The organism is Halomonas sp. A020 (assembly GCF_027943625.1).
GTDB lineage: Bacteria > Pseudomonadota > Gammaproteobacteria > Pseudomonadales > Halomonadaceae > Vreelandella > Vreelandella piezotolerans.
In genome coordinates, this window is sequence record NZ_AP022850.1 from 2,663,100 (window position 1) to 2,675,705 (window position 12,606).

The following is a 12,606-nucleotide window of genomic DNA, read 5'->3' on the forward strand; positions in this document are numbered from 1 at the left end:
CACAGAGCAGGATGGTCTGCCTGCACGATACTATTTGACTGATGGTTTCGGCTTGACGTGTCGAGGCCTCTTAAGGAGACAGCATGGCCAACGTAGTGATCACCGGTACTGGACTTTACACGCCGGAAAACGCCATTGACAACGCGGCGTTGGTCGCTGCTTTCAATGCTTGGGTCGATCAGCACAACACCCAGCATGCCAACGCCATCGCACGGGGCGAACAAGAAGCATTGGCATATTCTAGCAGTGAGTTCATCGAAAAAGCCTCGGGTATCAAAAGCCGCTACGTGCTCGATGCTGACGGCATCCTTGATCCCCAGCGCATGCGACCCAAACTGCCACAGCGTCGTAATGACGAGCCCTCCATCCAGTGTGAGATGGCCACCCAGGCGGCACGCCAAGCCTTGTCGGCGGCTGAGGTGGATGCCGCAGATATCGAGCTGGTCATCGTGGCGTGCTCTAACTTAGAACGCGCTTATCCAGCGGTAGCGGTAGAAGTACAGCAAGCATTGGGTACGTCTGGCTACGGATTCGATATGAACGTTGCCTGCAGCTCCGCCACGTTTGCGCTGGAAACGGCGGCGAATGCGATTGCGGCAGGCAGTGTCAAGCGGGCCTTGATCGTCAACCCGGAGATCTGTTCGGCGCATTTGAACTTTAGAGACCGTGACAGCCACTTTATTTTCGGCGATGCTTGTACGGCTATGGTACTGGAAAATGACGACGTGGCGGTGGCCCGGGAACGCTATGAGATCCTTGGCACGCGGCTAGTCACCAAATTTTCCAACGCGATTCGCAACAATGCTGGGTTTTTGAACCGTGTGACCGACAGTGATCCGCAGGCGTTGGACAAGCTATTCGTGCAAGAGGGACGACGCGTTTTCAAAGAGGTCTGCCCGATGGTGGCTAAGCTCATCACCGACCATCTTGCCTCGCTCGAGCTGTCGGGTGCTGATCTGACGCGTATGTGGCTTCATCAGGCCAACCGCCATATGAATGATTTGATTGCACGTAAAGTGCTGGGTGTAGAACCTAGCGAGACACAGGCCCCGATCATTCTCGATCGCTATGCCAACACTAGCTCGGCAGGCTCGATCATCGCTTTCCACCTTCACCGCGAGGCGTTAACGGACGGGGATATCGGCGTTATCTGCTCGTTCGGTGCAGGTTACAGTGCGGGCAGCGTGGTGGTGCGCCGTCAGTAAGCGTGTGGCGATTCGAGAGTGAATGTTGAGAAGCGCGAGCAATACGGTAAGAGGACAACGCATGCTGAAGGGGTGGGCAATGCAAAGACAAGCGGGAAATGGATGGCAGAAGCTGTTGCCGCTTCTGCTATTCACGATGCTCGGCATGGGCGGCTGCGCGAGCACAGGGGCTTCTCAAGAGGAGGGAGCGGCGGAGGCGCAAGTGGCCGCTGATCCACAGGATCCATGGGAAGGTTTCAATCGACGCGTGTTTGCGTTCAACGACGTATTGGACCGCTACGCTCTCAAGCCGGTAGCGCAGGGGTATAAAACCATCACGCCTGAACCTGTTCAAACAGGGGTAGGTAACTTTTTCTCCAACTTGGCAGAGATACGCACGGCGCTCAACAGCTTACTCCAGGGCAAGCCTGCTAATGCAGGGCTCGCGACCTCTCGCTTTTTGATCAATTCTACGGTAGGTATCGGCGGCTTGCTGGACTACGCCACTCTGATGGAGATCACTGCCGATGAGGAGGACTTTGGTCAAACCCTAGCCGTATGGGGCTGGGAAGATTCGCGCTATTTGGTTCTTCCGCTGTTTGGCCCTAGCACGCTGCGCGATGCCACCGGTCGACCTGCCGACATGGCCGCCTATCCGCCCACTTACCTAGACGAAGATCGTGTCAGGATCGGTCTGACAGCGCTGAACATCATCGATATACGTGCGGGCTTGCTGGATCAAGAGTCGTTGATTTCGGGAGATCGCTACCGGTTCGTACGCGATGCCTATTTACAGCGCCGACAGTTCGAGGTAAATGACGGAGCGCTGGGCGATGACCCGTTTGCCATGGATGATTTTGATTTCGACGATACCGACTTTGGTGACGACGATTTCGCCGATTGAGGCCCAACATGGATCACGCTAAGCAGTTGATCGCAGTAATCGATGAGCCTGGCCCCGAGCGCGATGCGCTGGCCGAGGCGATTACTTGCGACGGCATGTGGGTGTACGCCGCCGATAACATAGCCCATTTGCCTAACGGCACTGCGTTGATCGTCGCCCATGCGCGCGCTGTGCCGCGGCAGCAATGGTCGCCGTTAACGCTTCGGCTGCCCACGCTCATCGTGAGCGACTCTCGCCAGGATGCTGACCTGATCAAGGCGATCGATGTGGGGCTGGTGGATTATATCGTGCACCCGCTACGCCATACTGAACTACTGCGCCGGATGATTCGCAAAGCGATCGAGCTGCACGCTTTGGCGCAGGAGCGTGACCGTGACCGTGAGCGCCTGGCAGAGCTCAACGAGAGCCTCGAGACGCACTTGGCGCTATTGCGCATGGATCAACAAAGCGGGGGCCATATTCAGCGCCGATTGTTGCCCGCGCATCCCAAAGTGATCAGTGGCGTTTACTACGACTACTGGTTTGCGCCATCGCTGTATTTATCAGGCGACTTTCTTGACTACCAACGTTATAACGATCGCTTCAGTGCGTTCTACTTTGCCGATGTGTCGGGGCATGGCGCGTCGTCTGCTTTCGTGACGGTGCTGCTCAAATATCTGTGTAACCGTTGGCTCAACGAGTGGGATGGCCAAGCCCCAGAGCAATTGCCCCCCCACTGGCTCGCGGCGATGAACCGTGAGCTGCAGGATACCGATATTGGAAAACATGCCACTTTATTCGTCGGTGTTATTGACCATGAGGCGCATACTCTTCACTATTCGCTCGGTGCTCAGCTACCGATGCCGCTGCTCGCGGCCGACGGTAAACTAGAGCGTCTTGCTGGGGAAGGGATGCCGGTAGGCCTTTTCCCCGATGTGGAGTATCCTTCGCTTAGCTGTGCTTTACCGGCCAATTTTCGTTTATGGCTGTGTTCAGACGGTGTATTGGAATGCTTGCCGGGTAAAACGCTCGACACGCGGCTCACGGAACTTGAGCAACTCGTTAGCGAAAGTGTCACGCTTGAGCAGCTGCGCGACCGGCTAGCCAGCACCAACTCGCTCCTCGAAAAGGGCGATGCGGATGATGAGGCGAACCAAGACCGCGATGCTTTACCCGATGACCTGACAATCATGATGGTGAGCGGATTTGGTCATGCTGATTGAAGAGGGCCGTATCAAAGCGGCGTTCGACTCTGGTGTTTTTGTCTTGAAGCTCTGCGGAGACGTGCGACTGACGCTGTGTGCCACGCTCGATACGCAAGCGCAACGCCTTGCCCAAACCCCTGGGCTCCAGGCGGTGATGATCGACCTGCGCGAAGCGACCAACGTGGATTCCACCGCGCTCGGCTTCCTTGCGAAAGTCGCTATGGCCGTCAAAGGGCGGTTGGAACAGCCGCCGACGATCATTGCCGATAACCCCGACGTGCGGCAGATGCTCGACGTCATGGGATTTGCGCGCTTTTTTACGCTAATGGAAGCGCCTCTGCAGCCCACTACCCCGCTCAGTTCATCGATGCAAGATTTGCCAGCCGAGCCTGCCGATGAAGAGGGCCTGCGCACACGTATTTTGGAAGCGCACCGTATTTTGATGCACATGAACGAGCATAATCGTGAGCAGTTTCAACCGCTGGTCGAAATGCTCGAATCGCAATCGACGGTGACACATAAGTAAAACGCCCTCTTAGCGAGCGGTTAAGAGGGCGTCCTGGTTGGGGGCTGCCGAGGCAGCGCTTACCCTTGGCGTAGCGCGCTCAGCAGCTCCTCGAGCTTACGCTGATCGGCCATGAATTTGCGAATACCCTCGGCCAACTTGTCTGTCGCCATTTCGTCTTCGTTCATCTCCCACCGGAAATCAGCCTGCGCTAGCGCTTGCTCGATGGAGCTGCTAGCACCCATGGGCGTTAACTGCCGTGGCAAGTCACCCTGCAGCTCGTCGAGTTCGTTGAGCAGAGCAGGGGAGATGGTGAGTCGATCGCAGCCAGCGAGTGCCTGAATTTCATCGACGTTCCGGAAGCTCGCTCCCATGACGATCGTGGGGTAGCCATGGCCTTTATAGTAGTCGTAGATACGTTTTACCGACTGTACGCCCGGATCATTGGCGCCGCTAAAGTCGGCTTCCGGCGAACGGGCTTTGTGCCAGTCGAGGATGCGGCCAACGAACGGTGAAATGAGCGTGGCACCGGCGTCGGCACATGCCTGCGCCTGAGCAAAGCCGAATAGCAATGTCAGATTGGTACGAATGCCGTCGCGCTCCAACTGGCGGGCGGCCTGAATGCCTTCCCAGGTAGAGGCCATCTTGATCAGAATACGCTCAGGACCCACGCCGCACTCGGCATAACGCTCGATCAGCGAGTGCGCCTTGGCAATCGTGGCGTCACGGTCAAACGAGAGGCGGGCGCTGACTTCGGTCGATACGTAGCCGGGTACCAGCTTGCTAATTTCGCTACCGATATCCACCGCTACACGATCGACCGCGTCGTCCAGATCGGTGCTGTCTTTGGCAATACTGGCCAAGCGAGCCCGTCGTTCCTCTTGCTGGGCAGCTTGAAGAATCAGCGATGGATTGGTGGTGGCGTCCTTGGGCTGAAAACGGCGGATGGCCTCCAGGTCTCCCGTATCGGCCACCACAGTGGTCATCTCTTTCAATTGGTTTAATAGGCTAGTGGCCATGCAGTGCTCCTTGTTTGAGTCAAGGTTACTCTAACAAGGCTGACTCACGTTGAGTATGGTTGATCGGTAACGTTGGCGAAGAATCTGCGGCGCGCCACTGGTAATCAGATGCCCGGCGCTGTTGGTTTACCTTGAATTGGGCCGCTTGCTCGCGCATCCCTTCGGCGGCCGACTCCAGCGACATGGCGTCTTGTGCGGTGGCATCGACCTGCCGAGCATTCGCCTGTGTCACATGGGTTTGTTCCTGTAATGTTTTGTTGATCTCTTCGATGTGCTGGTGTTGCAGGTGGGCAGCATCGGCGATGTCGGTGATTACTCGGCGGGTCGAGGAGATCGAGCCCACCATCTCTTCGAACTGTTGACTGGCATCGCGGGATAGCTGATTACCCCGCTCGATACTCGCATTGGAAGATGCCAATAAGTGACGAATTTGGGTCGCGGCTTCCGCGCTGCGGGTGGCCAGTGAGCGTACTTCTGCAGCCACGACGGCAAAGCCGCGGCCCTGCTCACCCGCTCGCGCGGCTTCTACCGAGGCGTTGAGAGCGAGCAGGTTCGTTTGGAACGAAATGCTATTGATGACATTGACGATGTCGTTGACCTGCTTGGCGTGGGTGTCGATCTCTCCCATGGTCGACAGAAAGGCTTCCATGGTCTGGTGGCTCCGCTGTGCCTGCGCCGTCGCATGTTCGGTTAACTCTTTGGCCTGGAGAGCATGTTCAGCGGTATGCGCCACACTATCGGTTAACGTATGGACGTTGGTTGCCGTGCTGTCCAACGAGGTGGTTTGCTGATGAGTGCGTGTGGCGAGGTCCTCATTACCCAATGCCAAACGCTGAGCGCTTTGGAAGACGTGCTGACTGTTGTCATGTAGCTGGGTGACGGTGCCAATGAGAGAGGTTTGCATGACGCCCAAGGCAGCATAGAGCTGGCCGATTTCATTGTTACCTCGAGCGGGAACCGCCTTGCTCAAATCCCCGTCGGCCATATGACGGAAGTGGACGATCAAGTGGCGAATGGGCTGAAGCAACTGGTAATGCCCAAGCCATATCAGCGATCCCATGAGTGCGAGTGAGATCGCCATACCCAGGGCCAAGCCAACGGCGACCATGCCACCACGCTGCTCGGCCTTTTGCATCAGACTGACGCCTTGCTGATCGGCGACCTGATAAAATGCGCGTGCATGACTGGCTAGCGCCTCGCTGTGCGCCATGGCTTCCAGCGTGATTTGTCGATAGCCACTGCGGTCACCGGAGGTGATGGCATCGTGCTGCGCATCCATGCTAGCCAGCAGTTGATGGGCTCTATCATCGATGGCATCGCGTAGCGCTGAATACGGGCTGTTCTGTGTGGCTTGCAGAAAGCTATCAAGTGCCTGTGACATTTCGTTCAACTCGTACTCGACCGCTTCCAGCGCTGCAATAGGATCACCGAGCGAGGGGCGCAGTTGTCGCTCTAAAGCGCGATCCATGCGATTGAGTCCTTCTAAACTGGCGATGTGTAGTCGATTCAGCGAAGACGCTTGCTGCACGTTGACCAGCTCCAAAGCGGCCAGATCACGCTGGCTCTGCTGCATGATGTGCCATGCTAGCGCGGCAAACATCAGCAGGCAGCCCGCCATCAAGAGCAGTGCCGATAGGCTTAGCTGGCGTAACGAAATGTTTTCAAGTTTTGTGAGTGTCATCATGCCCCCAGGTATTCCTCATTCGACTCATGAAGCCAGCTTAATAGGCAAATGTTTCAGTTCTGAGTGAACGGTGCGAGATCCTGGGGTTGAGTGTATGATTAGCGTCCTATCTAAATGGCCGCCAGGCGGTCGACCAGCGTAGCTGTGAGGAGATGTATGGAACTCAATCCGCGTCGCGTGGCGCTTTTGGTGGCGGCGAATACGGCATTGGCCCCTTTTGCGATAGATGCTTATCTGCCAGCCATGGGCGTGTTGGCGGAGAGTATCGATGCCAGCATTCACCATACCGAGCTTTCCATTAGCATGTTCTTGTTCGGCTTTGCGCTGGGGCAGCTCTGTTTTGGGCCTTTGTCGGATCGTATAGGACGCAAACCCGTCCTGCTGAGTGGGCTGGTTGTCTTTATGCTGTCCAGCTTGATGATCACCACTGCTGATAGTTTGACCTCACTGTTGATATGGCGATTCGTACAAGCACTGGGAGGCGGGGCTTGCGTGGTGAATTCGGCAGCCATTGTGCGTGACTGCTTCAGCGGGCGTGAGGCTGCCAAGGTCATGTCTACCATGGCCATGATCATGATGCTGGCCCCGCTGGTGGCTCCGGCGGTTGGGAGTCTGCTGCTGCATATTGCAGGCTGGTGGCTGATCTTCGTCTTTCTAGCGGTCTATGCTGGGTTCTTATTATGGCTGTTGGGCACGCGATTGCCCGAAACCCGTGACCCCAGTTGGCCCGCCGCCACCCCACGTCAGGTGTTGGGCAACTACGCCAGCGTGCTGCGTCACCGAGAGGGAATGGGCTACATTTGTGCGGTGGCCGCCTCTTTTGCAGGCCTGTTCGCTTTCGTGACGGCATCACCGTTTCTCTACTTAGACTACTTCTCCCTCTCTCCGGGAATTTACCCGCTGGTGTTTGGTGTCAATGTGGTCATCATTGCTCTCTCTAATCGGCTGAATATTCATCTTCTGCGCAAGCGGACGCCGCAGCAGAACCTGCGGTTTGGTTTGGCGGTACAGCTATTCGCGGCGTTGGCGTTAGTCGTCACGACGGCGCTTGGCCTGGCTTCATTACCTGTCGTGGTGGTGTTGGTAATGCTCTTCACTGGGATGATTGGACTGATTACACCCAATGCCATTTCGTCGCTGCTGGATCATTTCGGTCATATCAGCGCCACGGCCACGGCACTACTGGGGGGCATCCAGTTTAGCTGTGGCGCGTTGGCGGGTGTACTCGTGGGACTCTTCCAGGTCGAGCATCTTTGGCCAATGGTGCTAACCATGTTAGGGGCGGCGCTGCTTGGGAATATTGGGGTGAGAAAGCTTACTCGGGTGTCTTGAGCGTGATGGTATTGGAAGGGTTGGAGCTCTCGCTAGGACTTTCACTGGATAGGTGGCTTGCCTGTGCCGGGGTGCTGCTACTAGGTGCCTTCGTACAGCGTGCGACGGGGTTTGGCCTTGCCGTCGTTGGGGCGCCGCTGCTGCTGATGCTGGAGCCTCGGTTGGTGCCTGTCGTACTGGTGCTGTTTGGTTTTACGGTATCGCTAATGATGGTACGTCGCTATTGGCACGAAGTGCATCTGAGCGAGATCGGCGTGGCACTGGTGGGGCGGCTGCCGGGTAATGGGCTGGGCATCTGGCTGCTGCTGGCGGCGCCCATGGCCGTGCTGGAAGCGCTGATTGCCGCCATCGTGCTGTTTGCGGTCGGTGTCACGCTGTGCCGTTTTCATGTGCCGGTGAATCGCGTCACGCTGTTCGTGGCCGGTGTGCTGTCGGGCATCTTCGGCACCGTGGCGGCGATTGGTGGGCCGCCCATCGTGCTATTGATGCACGGCTTTTCGCCCGATCGAATGCGCGGTAATTTGGCGGCCTTTTTCGTCATCACCTCGCTGTTGACTCTGGCGACGCTGGCGCTGGCGGGGCAGCTCAGCGCATGGCATTTCAAGCTGGCACTGACGTTTTTGCCTGCCGTATTGGTCGGCAATGCGTTGGCCGATGCAGTGGCCCACCGGCTGGATAAAGTGCTGCTGCAGCGCTGTTCATTGGCACTATGCACGCTAGCAGCACTGGGGCTGCTGCTTTGAAGTCCTTGGGCCAACGCTTCGTTAACATTCCTTGCTAAAAAAATTACCACTGTCATATTTCTGCAATCGTCACTGTGCAAACTCCTCGGTGTGAAAGGCCAATCGCCAACATTGCCGAACGGGTTAATTCAAGCAGCCCAGGCATGAAACCAGAGGGGACATGACGATGAAAGTAACGAAAAAGACACTTGGTGTTGTTGTTGCTGCCGCACTCGCTACCGGCGTATCGACTGCCGCCGTAGCTCGTGACACGGTGCAGATTGCCGGTTCTTCCACTGTACTTCCGTTTGCCAGTATCGTTGCCGAAGAGTTTGGTAACACCTATCCCCAGTTCAACACGCCGGTCGTCGGTTCTGGCGGCTCCGGTGGCGGTTTGCGTCAGTTCTGCCAGGGCGTTGGCGAAAACACCATTGACATCGCCAACGCTTCTCGCGCCATTCGCAGCGGCGAAGTGGCCAGCTGTAACGAAAATGGCGTCAACGAAATTCTCGAAGTGATGTTCGGCTATGATGGTATCGTGTTTGCTTCTCGTATCGACCGTGGAGAGTTCGCGTTAACGCCTGAGCACGTGTTCAAAGCCGCTGCCGCACAAGTTACCCACGAGGGTGAGTTGGTCGACAACCCCTACACTCGCTGGAACGAAATCGACAGCAGCCTACCCGATCAGGAGATCGTGTTGGTCATTCCGGCTTCCAACCACGGCACCCGTGAAGTGTTCGAAGAGAAAGTCGTGCACGCTGGTTGTGAAAGCGACGCCAACGTAGAAGGCGATGCGTGTAATGCGCTGCGTGGCGATGGCCGTATCGTCGAGATTGCTGGCGATTACACCGAAACTCTGGCCCGCTTGGATGCCCAGGCTGATGCCGTTGGCGTATTTGGTCTGAGCTTCTACGATCAAAACCGTGATCGCTTGCAAGTGGCCACGGTAGATGGCGTAACCCCGAGCCTGGAAACCATCGGTTCGGGCGAGTATCCCGTCTCTCGTCCGTTGTTCTTCTACGTCAAGGGTGAGCACCTGGACGTTATTCCTGGCTTGGCCGAGTATACCGAGTTCTTCTTGAATGACATGATCTCTGGCTATGGCAGCCCGCTGGAAGACGCTGGTCTCATTCCGATGAGCGAAGAAGAGCGTGCTGAAGCACTGGCTGAGTTCCAGGCCCGTACCGTGGTAAGCGTAGAAGAGTAAGACTGCCCTTGTCGCTTGATAGCGATGTGTAGGTAGGTATTGCGCCAGCATCATGAAAATGATGCTGGCGCTTGAACGTAGGAAATCATGGGCGGAGAGAGAATGAGTAACATTGCCTTGATAGCCACGCTACTCGTGATAATGGCCTTGGCTTACCACTTAGGGTTAACACGTAGTCGCGCGGTTGCGGCAGAGCACGATGTGCGGATGCATTCGCGCCCCGGTTATTATGGAGCGTTGGTGGCCCTTTGGTGCGGGTTGCCAGCGCTTGCGCTGTTTATATTGTGGTCGCTGCTGGCGCCACAATTGATGGATATGCTGGTCGTTCAACAACTGCCCCCCGAGCTAGTGGCGGGTATGAACGAACGTGAAATGGCTACCTTGTTACGGCGCATTACTGCGCTAGCCAACGAGCGAAATGTGGCGGGTGGCGGAAGCCCCGAAGAATTAGCGGCGGCCGCTCACATGGCTCGCTTGCAGACCTTTCAGAACACGACCCTGATCGCACTGATGGCCGTTGTGGCGGTGGTGGGGCTGGTGCTTGCTCGCCGTCGCGTTTCCCCCCAATGGCGTGCACGTAACCATGTCGAAAAAGTGATCTCTATTGCGCTGGCTTCTTGCTCGGCCATTGCGATTTTCACCACCGTGGGCATCGTGCTATCGATGCTGGGCGAAGCGCTGAAGTTCTTTAGCTTCATCAGTCCAGCAGAGTTCTTCTTTGGAACGACCTGGAATCCTCGCTTCAGTACCTCGGGCACCGATGCGCAAGGCGAATTTGGTTTACTGCCTCTGCTATGGGGCACCATGATGGTGAGTATCATTGCTTTGTTGGTGGCCATCCCTGTGGGCCTGATGACGGCGATTTACATGGCCGAGTACGCTCCCCCTTGGCTGCGTAGTGTGGCCAAGCCGATCATCGAAGTGCTGGCGGGTATTCCCACGATCGTTTACGGTTTTTTCGCGTTGATCGTCATCGGTCCGTTTTTGTCTAGCCTTGGGGATGTGGTGGGCATCAACATTCGCACCACCAGTGCACTGACGGCGGGTTTGGTGATGGGCATCATGATCATTCCATTCGTCTCGTCCTTGTCAGACGACATCATTACCCAAGTGCCTAAGTCGTTGCGCGATGGTGCGCTAGGGTTGGGTGCAACGAAGTCCGAAACGATTCGCCAAGTAGTGTTGCCTGCTGCGCTTCCAGGTATCGTCGGTGCGTTTTTGTTGGCCGCCAGCCGCGCCATTGGTGAAACCATGATCGTGGTATTGGCGGCTGGTAATAATCCGGTGCTTCACGGCAATCCGTTCGAAGCGGTGTCGACCATTACGGTGACCATCGTCAACCAGCTGACAGGGGATATGGACTTTGCCAGCCCGCAGTCGCTGGTGGCTTTTGCTCTGGGGCTGACGCTGTTCGTCATTACCCTTGGCCTGAATGTCATCGCACTGGTTGTGGTGCGTAAATACCGCCAGCAATACGAGTAAGCGACCATGTCTATTACGATTGAGCAGCGCCGTCAGCACCGTCTGACAACGATCGAAAATTCGCTGGCAAGACGTCATCGTCAAGAAAAGCGTTTCCGCTTTGCGGGTTTGGCCGCGGTAGTGATTGGCCTCACGCTTGTCACCATTCTGTTCATCAGTATTTTGATGCGCGGTGTGCCGGCATTCTGGCAGTCAACTCTGTATCCAGAAATTTACTTCGATCCTGAAGTGATTCAACTTGACGAGAAGCCCGAGCGTGCCAGTGGTGAAAGCCAGGCGGCCTTCGATGAGCGCTACACACAGTGGTTGATTCAAGCGGGAATGGTAAATTGGCAGTCGCTGATCGACCGCGCCATGGAAGAGGCGTTAGGTGTCGAGGTCGAGCCACGCCAACTGCGCGACTTACGTGCATTAGTCGCGTCGGATGAGCGTTTTTCCCTGCGCGATCAATTCGTCGAGAATCCTTCCCTATTGGGTCAGACCGTCGAAGTTAAAATGCTGGCCGCTGCGGATGTCGATGTCTGGATAAAAGGCAATATCGACCGCTCCCTGCCGGATTCACGCCAGCAGCTAAGCGCTCAAACGCGCGAGTGGGCGGATCGTCTTTACGATGAAAATGTCATTCGTAACTCTTTCAGCACCTCGTTGTTCCTCAATACGGACTCGCGCAGCTCGCCTGCGTCGGCAGGCCTGGCAGGCGCGTTTATGGGGTCGCTGTTCATGATGCTGATCGTGATCGTGCTATCGGTACCGATTGGTGTGGCTAGCGCCATCTACCTCGAAGAGTTCGCTCCCAAGAACCGGCTGACCGATCTCGTCGAGATCAATATCAATAACTTGGCGGCAGTGCCCTCCATCGTGTTTGGCTTGCTGGGGGCCTCCATCTTCATTGGCTATCTGGGCTTGCCGCTATCAGCCCCGCTGGTGGGTGGCCTAGTGCTGACGCTGATGACCTTGCCGACCATCATTATCGCGACTCGGGCGTCGCTGCGCTCTATTCCTCCCTCCATACGCCAGGCGGCCTTGGGAATTGGAGCGTCGAGAGTGCAGACCGTTTTCCATCATGTGCTGCCTTTGGCGCTGCCCGGTATTCTAACGGGTTCCATTCTGGGCGTTGCCCAGGCGCTGGGTGAGACGGCGCCGCTGCTGTTGATCGGCATGAATGCATTCGTATCCAACGTGCCTGCTACGCCGTTGGACCAGTCTGCTGCGCTACCCGTGCAAATCTATCTATGGCAGGGTAACGAGCTACGTAATTTCTTCGAAGCGCGTACGTCAGCGGCCATCATTGTACTGCTGGGGTTGATGCTGAGCCTGAATGCACTGGCAATCTGGCTGCGTAAAAAATTCGAGACGAGGTGGTAAGTGAATACTTCAACAGAG

The 12,606-nt window shown here is 56.5% G+C and carries 11 protein-coding genes; 9 read left to right on the plus strand and 2 right to left on the minus strand.

All coding sequences use genetic code 11. The features are described from left to right. The first annotated feature begins 83 nt into the window (after window positions 1-83). The 4 genes from FRH_RS12420 (at window position 84) to FRH_RS12435 (ending at window position 3,798) form a co-directional block, all read left to right on the plus strand. Window positions 84-1,205, plus strand: a complete 1,122-nt coding sequence (locus FRH_RS12420) for a beta-ketoacyl-ACP synthase III (protein ID WP_239297297.1) — start codon at window positions 84-86, stop codon at window positions 1,203-1,205. 79 nt (window positions 1,206-1,284) lie between these two features. Next, entirely contained in the window at window positions 1,285-2,088 is an 804-nt protein-coding gene (locus FRH_RS12425) for a VacJ family lipoprotein (RefSeq protein ID WP_231125525.1), read from the plus strand. A gap of 8 nt (window positions 2,089-2,096) precedes the next feature. After that, window positions 2,097-3,290 carry a fused response regulator/phosphatase gene (locus FRH_RS12430; protein WP_139525633.1) on the plus strand — a complete coding sequence of 398 codons (1,194 nt, stop codon included), beginning with the start codon at window positions 2,097-2,099 and terminating at the stop codon, window positions 3,288-3,290. Continuing rightward, window positions 3,280-3,798: an STAS domain-containing protein gene (locus tag FRH_RS12435; protein ID WP_139525634.1), complete on the plus strand. Its 519-nt coding sequence runs from the start codon at window positions 3,280-3,282 to the stop codon at window positions 3,796-3,798. The genes FRH_RS12430 and FRH_RS12435 overlap by 11 nt, the downstream gene beginning before the upstream one ends. Window positions 3,799-3,857: 59 nt before the next feature. Here the strand turns inward: FRH_RS12435 and tal are convergent, their stop codons facing one another. Further along, window positions 3,858-4,796, minus strand: a complete 939-nt coding sequence (tal, locus tag FRH_RS12440) for a transaldolase (protein ID WP_139525635.1) — start codon at window positions 4,794-4,796, stop codon at window positions 3,858-3,860. A gap of 25 nt (window positions 4,797-4,821) precedes the next feature. Beyond that, complete coding sequence (locus tag FRH_RS12445; protein WP_255303847.1) at window positions 4,822-6,480, minus strand: methyl-accepting chemotaxis protein; 1,659 nt, start codon at window positions 6,478-6,480, stop codon at window positions 4,822-4,824. Between the two features lie 156 nt (window positions 6,481-6,636). Here FRH_RS12445 and FRH_RS12450 point away from each other — a divergent pair, with 156 nt between their 5' ends. The 5 genes from FRH_RS12450 (at window position 6,637) to pstA (ending at window position 12,588) form a co-directional block, all read left to right on the plus strand. Further along, on the plus strand, window positions 6,637-7,812 hold the full coding sequence (locus FRH_RS12450; protein WP_139525636.1) for a multidrug effflux MFS transporter: 1,176 nt from the start codon (window positions 6,637-6,639) through the stop codon (window positions 7,810-7,812). A gap of 5 nt (window positions 7,813-7,817) precedes the next feature. After that, entirely contained in the window at window positions 7,818-8,555 is a 738-nt protein-coding gene (locus FRH_RS12455; RefSeq protein ID WP_281998164.1) for a sulfite exporter TauE/SafE family protein, read from the plus strand. A gap of 166 nt (window positions 8,556-8,721) precedes the next feature. Continuing rightward, window positions 8,722-9,741: a substrate-binding domain-containing protein gene (locus FRH_RS12460; RefSeq protein WP_219863262.1), complete on the plus strand. Its 1,020-nt coding sequence runs from the start codon at window positions 8,722-8,724 to the stop codon at window positions 9,739-9,741. A gap of 102 nt (window positions 9,742-9,843) precedes the next feature. Continuing rightward, window positions 9,844-11,223 carry a phosphate ABC transporter permease subunit PstC gene (gene pstC / locus FRH_RS12465; protein WP_139525638.1) on the plus strand — a complete coding sequence of 460 codons (1,380 nt, stop codon included), beginning with the start codon at window positions 9,844-9,846 and terminating at the stop codon, window positions 11,221-11,223. 6 nt (window positions 11,224-11,229) lie between these two features. Continuing rightward, entirely contained in the window at window positions 11,230-12,588 is a 1,359-nt protein-coding gene (gene pstA, locus FRH_RS12470; protein ID WP_139525639.1) for a phosphate ABC transporter permease PstA, read from the plus strand. Window positions 12,589-12,606: the final 18 nt, after the last annotated feature.